Source organism: Vibrio sp. 99K-1, assembly GCF_013114585.1.
Taxonomy (GTDB): Bacteria; Pseudomonadota; Gammaproteobacteria; order Enterobacterales; family Vibrionaceae; genus Vibrio; species Vibrio chagasii_B.
On record NZ_VTXF01000017.1, the window covers coordinates 135,118 to 149,159 of the forward strand.

A 14,042-nucleotide genomic window follows, 5' to 3' on the forward strand; every position below is an offset into this window, starting at 1 on the left:
CGGCTACTTGCATCAAGAAACCGCTTTCTTTAGGTGGATAATAATCCGATAGAATGATTCTTCAACTTACATTTCGGGGAAACGAACCATAGATCACAAATTTAAAATAGATTGAGAATAGAAACACGCAACAGTGCCATTCGTCACATTAATTGTTAATCAATACAAAAAACAAATTAAAAACAATAAGTTAAAATACAACAGTGGTACCTCCATCGTCTACGCTAATCGTCGAGTCTCTCACCCATCAATGAACTTATATGCTTTCTTTAAAATGGCCTTTCCGTCGCGATTCTCAATATTCATAAACTGTATCTATATAAGATTCTCTCAAAAACAAAAGAAAGCGCTTTCTCTATTACCAAACCTATGTCAGCATACCAGTCATGAAATGTAAGTTCCCCCTTAGGACAACTATGTTAAACTTTTGGAATGGCAATAAATCAGGTAAAAGACAGCACTATGAGTTGGAGCTAATTCATAGCTTGTTGAATTGGGATCCGAACGAACCTATTGTCGTTCACAGCGATAATACTGACTTTCCAAGGGCTGAGGATGAAGGAAATATATTCCGCAAGAGTTATGATGTACTCGTCACGGTGGCGGGAAACCGTAAATTTTCGGATAAGCCTACAATCAAACTCAACTCTCCAATTTGTAAAGGCTTACTAGGGCACCGTATCCTAATAATTAGGGAACAAGATCAACCCACATTCCATAATATCAACAGCAATAAACTGAAATCACTTATCGCTGGAATTCCTGCCACATGGGCTGATGCTGAGCTGTTTAGAGCAAATGGATATCGAGTACTAGAGCAAGGAAGCTTACCAGAGATTCTTAAACTGCTTTCAGATAATAAATGTGATTATGTGTCACTCGGTGCCAATGAAGTAGAAAGCATATACCAAGAACATACCAATTCCCTGGATGGGTTAGTCATAGAAAAAAGTATTGTGCTTTATTACCCTCTCCCACTGGTCTTCTATGTCCACCCAGACAAAACACAACTAGCTCAATTACTGGATGACAAACTGCAAGAACACATGCTCAGTGGTAAGTTTGATTTGTTGTTTAACCAACATTTTGGGGACGTCGTGAGCTCCATTGGATTAGAACACCGTCAAGCTATTAACCTCGTAAATCAGGAACTACCGCCAGAGCTAAGGTCATTTAAGTCTCAATTCATCTCGTGATTATCATAAAACCAGCACCTAGAATCACGACATTAGGAGCATCCGCTTATGCTCCTAATGCCGATTTCTTCAAGTCATAGGTAATATAACTAACAACTTGCCTTTACATATAACGATGAATACTCAAGTCGTCTGATTGAATATCGCTATTTGAGCCACTAACCACACTCGCTAACAACTTTCCTGAACCACACGCCATCGTCCAGCCCAACGTCCCATGACCAGTATTGGTAAACAGATTCTTGATTGGCGTCTTGCCGATGATAGGCGTACCATCTGGCGTCATTGGCCTTAACCCAGTCCAGTATTCTGCTTTAGAGAAGTCCCCAGCCTGCGGGAACAGGTCTTTAATCACCATATCAATCGTCGCTTTGCGCTTTTCAGGAATTAGATAATTGAAACCAGCAAGCTCTGCCGTCCCTGCTATACGAATTCGGTCATCGAAACGCGTCATCGCTACCTTATAGGTTTCATCCATAACGGTTGATGTTGGTGACTTGTCCGCACTCACGATCGGCAATGTCAGGGAGTAGCCCTTCACGGGATATACAGGAATCGATAAATCCACTTGCTTGAGCAGTTCACGAGAGTAGCTTCCCGAAGCCACCACATAAGCGTCCGCTCTAAATTCACCTTGAGTTGTCGTAATGCTCTCTATAGTTTGGTTATGATGATTCAAACTCACCACTTCAGTATCAAACACGAACTGAACGCCTAGCGCCTTGGCTTTCTCAGTCAGAGCTAAACAGAATTGATGACAATCACCGGTTTCATCATCCGGTAAATATAAACCGCCCACCAGCTTGTCTTTCACGTCAGCTAATCCCGGTTCCACCGACAGACACTGCTCCACACCAAACAACGAGTGCTCGATGCCGCTTTCTGTTAGTAGCTTCATATCCTGCTGAATCGCATCCAGTTGTTTCTCGCTTCTGAATACCTGCAGGGTACCTTTCTGCCTGCCCTCGTATGCCAAATTTTCACTGGTTCGAAGGTGGGTTAGACAGTCTCGGCTGTAGTTTGCCACTCTCAACATCCGTGACTTATTCACGGCGTATTTAGCTTCGTTACAATTGGCGAGCATCTTAGTCGCCCAAGAAACTAAATCAGGGGAAAGTGACGGCTTCACTTTCAAGGGAGCATGCTCTTGGGTGAGCCATTTCATCGCTTTCAAAGGAATACCCGGCGCCGCCCATGGCGATGAATAACCGTAAGAAATTTGCCCGGCATTCGCAAAACTGGTCTCTTTACCACTGCTATCTTGGCGGTCGATAACCGTCACCGAGTGGCCCTCTTTCGCCAGATACCAAGCACTGGTCAAGCCAATCACACCGCTGCCAATTACAATTACTTCCATTCTCTTCCCCTACGCCCGACCAAATCTGCCGAGCATTACTGCCTGTTTCAAACTACCTTCGTTAATAATTTGTAACTTATTCAGCAAGTGTTGACTCAACAATCCATATTGTGTTGATAAAAAGTCAATTTGATCGTAAATCCGTAGAATGAGTTTAGAAGTGTGATGTTGGAGAGGTTATAAAGCAGCTTAATAATCAGTGAAGGTTTATTTGCAGAAAATACAAAAGCGACTCTCTTGAGCCGCTTTGGGATTGTTTAGTCTTGGTTTCTAGTAAAAATCACTGTAGAGGATTGGCGTTGCAGGAGGAAACTCAATAGGTTGCCAACGGTCATTGAATGTATATTTTGCATACAACATAAAATGGTTTGGTGTATAAAATTCAGAGCGCTGTAAATCTAACAAAGCCCCTAAATACCAACGCTTACTCACCCGTTTTTCTACTGCAGCTTGGAAAGATGACCCAAAGCCTCCACCGGAATCACTTACGCCATTTTCACTTAAATAAGGGGCATCTTCTTGTGTCCATGAATTGGAAATAGACCCGCTTAATAAATATGACCAAGTGTTACCGTATCGACCGTAATAATTAACCGGTAACGAAACCGACAGATAACTTTGGGGACTATAATAGCCGCCATGGCCAAGCGAGTACTCACCCAGGTTTTTATCATACCCAAGATAAATCAGGTTTGTTCCAATACTCAAACGCTCGTGATCGTTAGAAATCAACTTGTAATAAGCCCCACCAAGAACACCAAGTCGATTGTTATCCTCAACACTTTCTCCCGTAAGCGTATGGTACTGAAGGCTACTCCAAAAACCATAAGGCCCTCCAATATCCCAACTCGTATTGAATTTAACTCCCGTTCTTACAACACCTCCCCATTTAATTCCCTCCGGGTCAGGCATTTCAGGAGACGGCAACGAGTACTTGGGAACTGACATGCCCGCATAAGAGAGTGTGCTACTTGTTTCTGGACGGCGAGAAGCAACCGCACTCCAGCCGAACTGCCCTAAGTCACCACTCACACTAACACCACCAACCCACGTCGTATGATCAAAGCCGACAGGTGTAGTGCCTATATCAGCGCCCCAATTCTTAGCTTGCCAACCAATACCCAAAGCCATGCCCGATGCGCTATTTTGAAACGAGGTAACGTCTTGATTCGTTGATTTGTCATAATACTCAAGGGCACCTGAATCTATTGACACATAATCAGCTCTAAGCAACAGGTGGCCTTCCCACTCTTCAATAGGCAATCTAGCTTCAATCGGTATTTGATTTGATTGATTTTGTCCATCCCGAGCACTGTAATCCCAACCAACAATAATGTGACCATCACTACGATCATGTAACGCATCTAAATCCGATTTTACATTTCGTGTTAACCAATAATCATCACTTTCATTGTACAAATCTCGTAGCGACGGAGTTAGCGTTTCTAAAGTGCCTTGTTGACTCGTTTTTTCTATTCGGTCGCTGTTCAATGCTTGATAGGCTCTCTCTTCCGCTAGTACCCACTGGCGATTTTCCATCGCAATTGCCATTCCGTCTCGGTATTCAAGCGCGCCCGCATCTGCCTTAGTATCTAGTAACGCATTGAGCTGATTTGCATCCTGCACATTACCTTGTTGATTAAATACAGTCGCCGTTGTCATCAACTGCGATGCCGATAACACGCCAGCCTTTTTGATTAAAATCGGGCGATATTGGTCATAGACAGATAAATCTCCACTCATAGCACTAGCACGCAGCATGCCAATTTCAGCCCGAGTTTTGTAAGGTTCGGGCTCTGACAGTACTCTACTGTAAAGCGCTAAAGAACGATCTAAGTTTTCACTTTCTAGCATTAAGTCAGCCTCAGACAAAATACGTCGAGTTCTGAGTTCGTCGAACTGTATAAATTCTGATGCAGTAAACTCTTGCTCATCAAAACTCGGAGCCAATTCATTAAACCAAGCATCAAAATCTTCAAATTTATTCAAACTAACCATCAACTCACCGTAAGCAAGCTGCTCATCAGTAGAGAGAAATGAAGACGAATCAATGCTCCTGTAAATCCTATCCGCCTCCTCGGTTTCACCAACATCAACCCAAGCGCTAGCAATACGAGATAGTGGTTGAATCTGACTTTGATATTGAGCTTCTAGACTCAGTAATTCTTTTGAGACCGATTTAGGCGATTCCTGGTAACGTATTTCTATACCCTGAAGTTCAGAGTCTAACCTTAAGCGGGTAAGGTTTCGCTGCATGGAGGCGGTTATATCTTGTAGTGGAACACTTTCTAGTTCAGCAATAGCTTGGTCAACTCTAAAGCTCTGTGCAAGGTACAGCGCATAAGCGAACTTCATCTCAGGATCTGAGGTATCTTTCGCCCAACCTTCCATAAATTGATCTGCACGAGATTTATTCCCCATAGAACGCACAACGCCTGCAATATCTAACCTAAGCCAAGGAGAGTCCGGATTTAATTTGATTAGCGCTTCGACAGATTCAGCCATCGCCTTGTCATCATTATTAGCAATGGCGTCTCTTAAGCGACTCAGAATAATCTCAGAATCAATACTACTAATTTTTTCTTCAACCACTAGCTTCTGAGCTGGTGAGTATTGGTTAGCCACTTCTCTAGCTTCATGCCAATTCCCTTGATAAACCTCAACGTCAAGTCTTCCACGCAATGCCGAACCATTCAGCGAATCAAGCGACAAAGCCTGCGAGTAAGCCTTGTCTGCCAACGAGTACTTTTTTTCCTCAAGGAAGAGAGCACCTAAAGCGACAAAAGCATATGGCTGTGTATTATCTAGCGCTATCGCCTTACGGTATAAACGTTCAGCTTCTTCAAGTTCTCCTTTAGCTAACTGGTGATCTCCCCGATCTAAATATGCCCAATACTGAGACGTTTCAACCAACGTGGTCCATTTAGAAGAAGTATCTGGATTCTTATCCAATAATTGGGCTTGCTTGAAATATTCAAGTGCTTTTTGTTGTTGCCCCTTTCGCAGGTACACCTTCCCCATCCCACCTAAAATCTCCGGGTCATTGGGACGCGTGGTAATGGCATAACGCAACTGCGCCTCTGCTTGTTCAGTTTTCCCCAGTTCAAGCAGCCCTAACCCTTTTAGCTTTGCAAGGTAAGTAGGGTCTTTACGTAGCTCTTGCTCTTGGATCCAACGCTTCCTAGCCGATTGATTTGCTTTTTGAATCTCTAAGTCTGAAGGGTAATAACTCGCGAGGACTGCATATTGCTCCGTCACTTGCTTTGAAATAGGTAATTGATCTAAAGCTCTTAACCAAGAAGTCGCAGCACTCGTTCCTACAATAGGAGCCAACGCCAGTTCTCGATACGTATCCAAAATCCAAGGGTCACCCGGGTCTACTTTTCGTATATGGTTTGCCAATGCAAGCTGAAATTGAGGAACACCCGGGTAATCAGCATTAAGACGTTCAAGCCCAACCTTCACTTTATCCCAGTTATCATCTAGGTTGGCTTGAAGTTGCAAGTACTCAAGTTCAAGCGCAGCAGAAGGCATCCCGTTAGGAAAAACAGTTCGATAAGCTTCGATGGCTTCTACATAGCGACCTGATTTAGCCAATAACCTTGCTCGTTGATAATCAGCTCGCTTTTCACCTTGAATTGCCATTATCGAAGACAAAGACTGGGTTTGTGGAGCGTTAGGAGCAATGTCTTTTAAGCGTTCGTAGCTTTGCTCTGCCAATTCAGGCTGCTTACGTTTCAAGAACATAGTTCCCTGATAATAAAGCCCGGACAAGTTAGCTCTTTCAATAGCAAACAGCCTTTGTAGAGTACTTTCTACAATATCGTCACGACCAATTGCGTCTGCAAGTTTTAGCTGTTTGATTAGCCAATCCACAGAATCAACTCGTTCAAGAGAAGAAGATAGCTGAACCAACTGAACTGGTTGATATACCAACTCACGTTCCGCCTCAGATAGAGGTGTCGAATCAACGCCAACCGCCAGTGCTGTGCCAGCAGAACAAATACTACTCGCTACAATAACGGGAGCTAACCAATAAGAACCTACCCTTACTGACATTGCTTGCCCCATGCCGGTTGCAACTCACCATACTCGCCAAATCTGAAGCGTTCGTTGTACCAACCAAGACCAAATAAACTCAACACATTGTCGTAATAATGATCGTTCCTGCTCGTCACCAGTTGATTTTGAGCGCGAGTAACCTGTGCCTCAAGAAGATTGGAATAATCCATTGAAGCAAGTAAAGGTAACGCGGCAGCTGAAAAGCCGGCGCTACCGGGTTGAGAATACTTACCTGTTTTTGTATGGACCTCACGTGGGGGCGCGCCTAACCGCTCAATAGCGGTAGCAAACGGCCCCATTTTCTTAACTAAATGTTCTTTCTCTTTATTTTTTTCATTGAGCATACCGACCCACAAGTATGTTCGAATTGCGTTATAGCTCCCAATTGGCCCTGTGACTTTGTCTTCACTAAATCCTTTGCCATTCAAAGTTACCCAATCAGGACTAAAACCCGCAGTCAATGTTTGACCAAGTATCAAAGTACTCGATTGGTACATTGAATCCCACGAGTATTGTGGATAGAGCTCTTTCATCCGAGCGATCAACTGTAAAGGAACGTAGCTAGGGTTCAAACGATAGCTACCTTTACCAAGATCAAAGCCTTTTGGAGCTGGAAGCAAAGTCGTCCCAACACCTGCTACATCAACCGACTCTTCTCTCAATATACGAGCGGCTAAAAGATGCCCTAATGACTGATAGTAATAGTTATTCCATAAACGTCCTGCTTCACTCAGCGCATAAGCAATCCACAAATCAGAATCTGAAGCTGGGTTTGTATCGAGTATGCCAAACTGCCCATCAAGTCTTTTTCCCCACAACCACGCAGGTAACCTAGCCGTTAAATCACCACCAGCTAGGTTCGCTTGTGTCCATTTCAATACTTGATCAAATGTCTGCTGGTCGTTAGCTACCAACGCAAAAAACAAAGCATAAGACTGACCTTCAGACGTCGTGATCAAACGTTCATCACTGCCATCAATTACTCTCCCATTCTCAATGTATATTGATTTGAAATTGCTCCATTGAGGCCACTCACATGTCGCAGCCATAAGCTGAGGAGACAATAAGAGCGACAACAAAAACATTAACTTCTTCATTGTTCATCCCCCTCTGTTTTTTCTAAGCGCTGAGCCGCGATTTGACGTAATACTCGCCATAACACGATGGTTACAATAACCATCATCAACGCAGCAAAGCAGGCAATAAGAATCGGATGACTCGAAAAGTGATACCAAATCAACTGCCAGACTGGTAGCTCGCCAACGTAGTAATGGGCACCTACATTGTAACTTGCAACCTCGTCATTTCTGACCGTAATAAGCGAACCAAACATGTGTTGGACTTTACCTGAATCGCTTAACGCACTGTCTATAGCAGCAAAATCAGACGGTTGTGCTGCCATAATTGACACTAAGCTACGATTGCTTGTAAATGGCGATTCCATCCCATAAATTGCGGCGAATGAACCATGAGCTTCTACTGAAACATAGTCGGTTGCATCTTGCTCTGTATTCGAAGGACTCATCCAGTTCATGCCAAGTTGTTCCTCATTTTTACTTGGCAATCGGATTTGACGCTCTCCAGCTTCCATAACAATATTCAACTGCTCTGGAGCATAGCCTGCTTGTTGAAGCTCACTAGCAACACCAATACTTAGTATGTCTTTATCTGCCAAAGACTCACTATCCCAATTATCGGTTAGCATAACCTGAAGACCCGGGTAACCAGAGTCGCTGCCTAAAGACCCCATAATATTGAGAAAAGTTTGTAATGCTTCTCTTGGTGCGTCCTTTGGCAAAATAATCGCTGTTTCCGACAGATCTGCCATCCTTGTGTATGGAAAACCCGAAGTCGCAAATGCACGCATATTAGGCATTTCAATGTAATGAGGGAAACCGCTAAAATCGATAGTTGAATCGCCATCAACCACCGCGTATTGCTTACTAGGTTGTGTCACTTGACACTGTCCATCAGTTACAGAAGCAAAGCCAAACTCAAAGTCGATTTGGTTCTTACTACCAACCTTAAATGCGGGGATTCTTACTCGATCACCCGAACTTAAAAAACTGTCATCAAGCAATGGGACCCTTACACGATTGGAATCGCCACCCTGCCCTTCTGTTGTTAAGTTAAAGGCTTGAATGAACTGGTCATTAATGCTTAACGTCAAACGAGACCCAGAGTGATCATCGGTTGGCGGAGAGTAACGATAGTTTAAATCCATCGGTATACCACGGCTCTGCCAAGTAAACAGATCCGGTGGTAAGCGTAGGCTGACACTAATTGGCGGAGGCGTACGACCTTCAACTTGAAGCACACTTTTCTGCTCAACAAGCTCAGACAAAGCTACAGGGCGATCTGTACTAACCCAGTTTGGCGAATCATAAGGAACTCGTGGTTTGATCTGTTTAACATCGTTAACCTTCGCGATCGGCCCCGTCAAGACTTGATGACCTAATGCTAACCCTTGGACTGCCGTGTTTAAGTCGTCGCTATCACGGCCAACGACTAAAAGAAGTTTTACATAAGGATCCGTAGGGTGAGTGATCACTTGTAGATAAGGACCATCTGTATCAGGGAAATCTCGTAAAAAGTTGGGTTTATTGTCATTCGTAACAAAAACTACTGCATTACGATCTGGCAAAGTATCAAAACTCAAAGGAAAATTTGCCCCACGCCAACCAGCCAACGCGCCAAAATATGAACTGAGCACGCCCGCCGCTTTAATATCGTCAAGGCTATATTGGTCACCTAAAACAACGGGCAGATCCAACTTATTAAAATCGCGAACATCAAAAAATGGGGCTGGCAATAAGCTCAAATCACTCTTGATCAATGTTTTCTGAACAGACATTTCAATTCGACTACTTTGACTAATCTCAGCCCAAATACTCGAATCATTGGGATTTGCGCAATCTGTTTTCGTGTTGCCAATCAGCTCAAAGCGTATTTGATTATAATTGCTAAAATAACGCGTATCTAATGGCATCGATAAATTCAGCTTTTGCCCTTGCTGCCCATCAACAATGGACGTCACCCCCATCAATTCATTATTCAAATACACTTTTACGTGAGAAACCAAAGATAGAAGTGCTGGAGATGGGGTGATATCAAAATATAAAGTCGCCTTTGAAACGACCTCATCAAGACGTGAGCCAAACCCAACATAAGCGCTTGCCTCACTTCCTTGGATCGCAATCGAACCGTTATAGCCCAGTTGACTAAATGGAATGACACGTTGCACTACTTCAGCGCTTTCGCTCCGGCTCAACAACGCTTCTGCAGACTCTTCTGGTTGATATTTACTTGTATTGTTTGCGGCGACATTACTCGACAAGCACGCGATAGAAAGTGCTGTCAACGCCGTTATTGTTTTATTGATTAGCATGACTTTGGGTCCTGATTGGGACATAGCGTGGTCTTAACGACCAAATAAATATGAAGCTCTGTAAAAATAAGTCCGCGGTAACTCTTATAAAGTTAGGACTGTGTTTCAATAAGCGTTTATAGCCGTTAAAACCAACCTGGAGTACTGCTCGCATACTCGATAAAGGTTTATCTGACTGATATCCTTGCTGCCATTTGGCCCATGTATCAGCTCGAGCAAATGTACATTGGACATATTGAACTTGCTGTTGGTGAGACAACTCCTCCAGTCGAAGCCCAAAAATGCCTTTAGATGCATAAGCAACAGTCATAGGGAAAACGAATTCTTGTCCCCCACGTTTGAGTACAACGTCTAAACATTGACCAAGTAACCGCTCACAAGTTTTTTCATCAGCATCGTTGATCACGACTCGAATCCCACCTAAAGAAAAATCCTTCATTTCTGCCTGAATTAAATGCCCTGTACGAAGCTTAACCCAAATTGGCATAGATACTTCGACTCGGTGATCCTTACGTACTTGCTTCGCCTCAACCGCTACAGCAACCGCTGCACCCAGTATCAACAAATTGTACAGGGTCCAGATCAAGTTAACGATAACAGTACCAATCTCATCATTTGGTCCCCAGCCCAAGCGATAGAAACCAACACCAGCCCCTAAAATATTTAGAGCAACGAGAACTAAATACGGCCTTGAGATCACCCAGTCGTAATGAGAATTCTCAACTAATCCACCTTTGGCTGTAACATTAAAAGTGCCTTTGTGTGGAGCAAAAAGTGCTACAGTCGTTGGCCTTGCGATGTACCAAGCTAACACTGTTTCGTAGACCTCCCCCCAAAATGAGTAACGATGGTCACCCTGCATTCGGGAGTTAGTCATACTTGCATGTATCATATGCGGTAACACATAGAGAATAATGGCAAGTGCCGGAGCGTAAATAACATACGAATGTAAAATTAAAAACGCGAGTGGAGCTACTAAAAACACAATCCTTGGGATACCGGATAAAAAGTGCATCATCGCGTTTAGATAACAAAGCCGCTGTGACAACTTAAGCCCTTTCCCTATCAGAGGATTATCTACCCGGAATATCTGAGCCATACCTCTAGCCCATCGAATACGTTGTCCAACGTGTGCCGATAACGTTTCGGTCGCTAAGCCTGCTGAAATTGGCTGCTTTAAATACGCCGAACGATAACCAAGGCGGTGCATCCTGAGAGAGGTATGCGCATCTTCTGTCACCGTTTCGACAGCAATACCACCAACTTCTTCTAACGGCTCACGCCTTAGTACAGCACAAGAACCACAGAAAAAAGTCGCGTCCCAAAGATCATTACCGTCTTGAATCAAGCCATAAAACAAACTCCCTTCATTAGGCACATTTCGAAAATTCGATAAGTTGCGCTCAAACGGGTCCGGAGAAAAGAAATGGTGCGGCGTTTGTATCAACGCAAGCTTGGGATCTTTAAGAAACATTCCCATGGTCAGCTGAAAAAAAGCTCTCGTCGGAATATGGTCACAATCGAAAATAGCGACATATTCACCATGGGTTTGCTTCAACGCGTAATTGATGTTGCCCGCTTTGGCATGCTCATTAGTCGGGCGACGGATATAATTAACTCCGACACTTTTCGCAAAGTCTCGGAAACTATCACGCTTACCATCGTCAAGAATATGAATGTTCAATTTATCTTTTGGCCAGTCAACACCAAGCGACGCATATACTGTCGCTTTAACAACATCCAAATCTTCATTGTAAGTGGGAATCATCAGATCGATTGTTGGCCAACTCGATTCATCTTTGGGCATAGAGATTGGTTTGCGACTCAAAGGCCATATATTCTGAAAATAGCCGAGTAAAAGCACAATCCAAGAGTAAGTTTCTGCCAAAAGTAAAATACTCCCCAAAAAAAGAGCAATCGGATCATCCCAATTTAAAGTCGATGAGTAACGCCACCACAGATAACGACACGAAGCCGTCACTGAAAGAATAATCAGCAACATAGTGGGGAAGCGCCCCGGCATACGACGCACCATCATTGCCAACCCCCAAAGCAACAATATAAATACAGTTTGAGCCTGATAGCCAAAAGGGACAGTAAAACAAAGCAACGCAATAAAAACGACCAAGAAAAGTAGTATGTAGTTCAACAACATAACCAATTTGCTTTCTTTCATCCGTTCACGTATTTCGGATCCGTTGGTTTGATCCGCAGCCTTCTCGAGCCAGGCGACCAATTTAGATATTTGAGAGAACGGTATATAAAATAAATTTTTCAGTAAGTTAAATGTGTCATTGACGATTTTAACCACTTTCTTAGACAAGAATTTACAAGGGGTTTGCTTAAAAAAAGCTAGCCACAGCGTTTGAACCATAAATCGAACAGAATCAAACAGCCTTGGAGCAGCAAAGTTTATATGTGGGTACAAATACAGAGGCAGCTTCCATGTGGCAACCCCTGCTATTTTAGGTTTCAAAAGAACAAAACAGAAAGAAAACCATATCGACAAAAGCATCCTGCCAACTCTTGTACTATTGCAGTTCTTGTACTTCTCGTAAGTTCTCGTTTGAGACTTAAATTGCTCAGCTATCCAAGGTTGGAAAATCAAATTCAGGCTACGCATTAGTTAGCCTTGAGAATAATGAGATGAAAACGTTGAAACACACCAAAAAGCCAAGGATTGAAAGTCCTTAGCAGCTTGACTAAACGGAGAAAAGTGCTGAACCGTAGTAAGGTTAGCAACACAATCTAACAGAGCGGTATCACGGTGGAGTAATACTGGCACTAGTATCGAACCAAATTCTTTCTTCAATACAAGCATGAAGTCACGACCAACTTCGGTTTCTGGTTGATAATGGTTGATGACAAGTCGTAGTTTATTCCTCTCTAATAACTCATCGAAGAAAGGACAGCTTTGAATCCATGACTGAAGCGCGCTGTAGCTAACGGCATCGGCCGTAACGGCAATAAATACCATGTCTATTGCATCAATAGTGCCGTGGACCGCTAGATTGTTTAGGTCTGATAGCGCTGCATGAAATAATTGCCACTGTTCGCCCTTATCTTCGCGGGTATTTAAAGTCGTTTCTACTAACGAGTTAAGGTGTTGCTCTTTGTTTTTTTCAAATTCAAAGTGCTGGTCGAAAGATAACTTCCCGAAGGGAAGAAACATAGCACCTTGTGGGCTCTGATAGCCCGCGTCAAACAAGTTTAGTCGATTCAGCGTTCTTACTGCCCACCCGTCATTCTCTTCATATGGAAGACCTAAATGGAGCCCTAAAAGGTTCTCAGGTGAAGCGTCTATCGCTAATACCTGCTTATTGATTTTCACTAAAGCCTGCGAAAGGTTTGCTGTGATGGTCGTAGATCCACAACCACCACGTAAGCTAGCAAAAAGAAGGCGCTTCATATCGCTTCCGTTTCTATACCTGCCTGTCTCTTACCGACCAATTTATCAGTAGTGCGTACTTGCTTTGATTGAAATATTAACCACTTACTTTTAGCTTGTGTATAAGACTCATTCTCTGTCATTTCAATGTACTGATGTTGAGTTAGATTATATGAAGCGTAGATCGAATTAATGTCTTTTGCTGGTTCAGCCACTAGATCTTTCCAAAATAAAAGCACAAAAACACAGAGGCAAAGACGTTCCTGTCAATTCCTTTAACCTGTATACATTACGCTGATAACTATTTAACGCACGAACCTATGCGCAGAACATGAATAGGATGTACATATGAGCAATGAAATCTTGACTCACACTACTTTCGTTCAATAAATGGTGTCTTCTTAGGTAATAAGGAATTAGCAACATAAAGACAAGTTGTAACTACTTACGAAACATCTATATTTAAAATCAATGACATGGAAACATTTATTTAAACTGACTATGATTTATCGTATAACACATAGTCATCTGAAAAATTATAATATATCTATTTTAATTTTCGATCAAACTTGATTAAGATATCCGCGTCATTTTATTGTCACAACTCAGTTCTAAAGCTTCAACGCATAATGCTCTGTGTTATATGCTAGC

At 42.9% G+C, this 14,042-nt stretch carries 8 protein-coding genes; 1 reads left to right on the forward strand and 7 read right to left on the reverse strand.

The window, feature by feature from the left end; all coding sequences use genetic code 11:
- Positions 1 to 416: 416 nt before the first annotated feature.
- Positions 417 to 1,196, forward strand: coding sequence for an ABC transporter substrate-binding protein (locus tag F0228_RS14760; protein WP_061032842.1), 780 nt, complete (start codon positions 417 to 419; stop codon positions 1,194 to 1,196).
- A 103-nt stretch (positions 1,197 to 1,299) separates the two neighbouring features.
- On the opposite strand, the gene F0228_RS14765 is transcribed toward F0228_RS14760, so the two are convergent.
- The 7 genes from F0228_RS14765 to F0228_RS14795 form a co-directional block, all read right to left on the reverse strand.
- On the reverse strand, positions 1,300 to 2,553 hold the full coding sequence (locus F0228_RS14765) for a D-amino acid dehydrogenase (protein WP_171730677.1): 1,254 nt from the start codon (positions 2,551 to 2,553) through the stop codon (positions 1,300 to 1,302).
- A 270-nt stretch (positions 2,554 to 2,823) separates the two neighbouring features.
- Positions 2,824 to 6,612 carry a cellulose synthase subunit BcsC-related outer membrane protein gene (locus F0228_RS14770; RefSeq protein WP_171762397.1) on the reverse strand — a complete coding sequence of 1,263 codons (3,789 nt, stop codon included), beginning with the start codon at positions 6,610 to 6,612 and terminating at the stop codon, positions 2,824 to 2,826.
- Positions 6,603 to 7,712 carry a cellulose synthase complex periplasmic endoglucanase BcsZ gene (bcsZ, locus tag F0228_RS14775; RefSeq protein ID WP_171730679.1) on the reverse strand — a complete coding sequence of 370 codons (1,110 nt, stop codon included), beginning with the start codon at positions 7,710 to 7,712 and terminating at the stop codon, positions 6,603 to 6,605. The genes F0228_RS14770 and bcsZ overlap by 10 nt, the downstream gene beginning before the upstream one ends.
- Positions 7,709 to 10,003, reverse strand: a complete 2,295-nt coding sequence (bcsB, locus tag F0228_RS14780; RefSeq protein ID WP_116871857.1) for a cellulose biosynthesis cyclic di-GMP-binding regulatory protein BcsB — start codon at positions 10,001 to 10,003, stop codon at positions 7,709 to 7,711. The genes bcsZ and bcsB overlap by 4 nt, the downstream gene beginning before the upstream one ends.
- Positions 9,990 to 12,626 carry a UDP-forming cellulose synthase catalytic subunit gene (gene bcsA / locus F0228_RS14785; protein ID WP_116871856.1) on the reverse strand — a complete coding sequence of 879 codons (2,637 nt, stop codon included), beginning with the start codon at positions 12,624 to 12,626 and terminating at the stop codon, positions 9,990 to 9,992. The genes bcsB and bcsA overlap by 14 nt, the downstream gene beginning before the upstream one ends.
- A gap of 3 nt (positions 12,627 to 12,629) precedes the next feature.
- Positions 12,630 to 13,412 (reverse strand): cellulose biosynthesis protein BcsQ, encoded by a 783-nt coding sequence (gene bcsQ, locus F0228_RS14790; protein WP_081090338.1) that lies wholly within the window; start codon positions 13,410 to 13,412, stop codon positions 12,630 to 12,632.
- Complete coding sequence (locus tag F0228_RS14795) at positions 13,409 to 13,606, reverse strand: hypothetical protein (RefSeq protein ID WP_032498488.1); 198 nt, start codon at positions 13,604 to 13,606, stop codon at positions 13,409 to 13,411. The genes bcsQ and F0228_RS14795 overlap by 4 nt, the downstream gene beginning before the upstream one ends.
- Between the last annotated feature and the right edge of the window lie 436 nt (positions 13,607 to 14,042).

Excerpts from the sequence above, each read along its gene's own strand:
- bcsZ (WP_171730679.1), bottom strand. The coding sequence starts at position 7,712 with ATGAAGAAGTTAATGTTTTTGTTGTCGCTCTTATTGTCTCCTCAGCTT.
- bcsQ (WP_081090338.1), bottom strand. The coding sequence starts at position 13,412 with ATGAAGCGCCTTCTTTTTGCTAGCTTACGTGGTGGTTGTGGATCTACG.
- F0228_RS14765 (WP_171730677.1), bottom strand. The coding sequence starts at position 2,553 with ATGGAAGTAATTGTAATTGGCAGCGGTGTGATTGGCTTGACCAGTGCT.
- F0228_RS14770 (WP_171762397.1), bottom strand. The coding sequence starts at position 6,612 with ATGTCAGTAAGGGTAGGTTCTTATTGGTTAGCTCCCGTTATTGTAGCG.
- bcsB (WP_116871857.1), bottom strand. The coding sequence starts at position 10,003 with ATGCTAATCAATAAAACAATAACGGCGTTGACAGCACTTTCTATCGCG.
- bcsA (WP_116871856.1), bottom strand. The coding sequence starts at position 12,626 with ATGCGTAGCCTGAATTTGATTTTCCAACCTTGGATAGCTGAGCAATTT.
- F0228_RS14760 (WP_061032842.1), top strand. The coding sequence starts at position 417 with ATGTTAAACTTTTGGAATGGCAATAAATCAGGTAAAAGACAGCACTAT.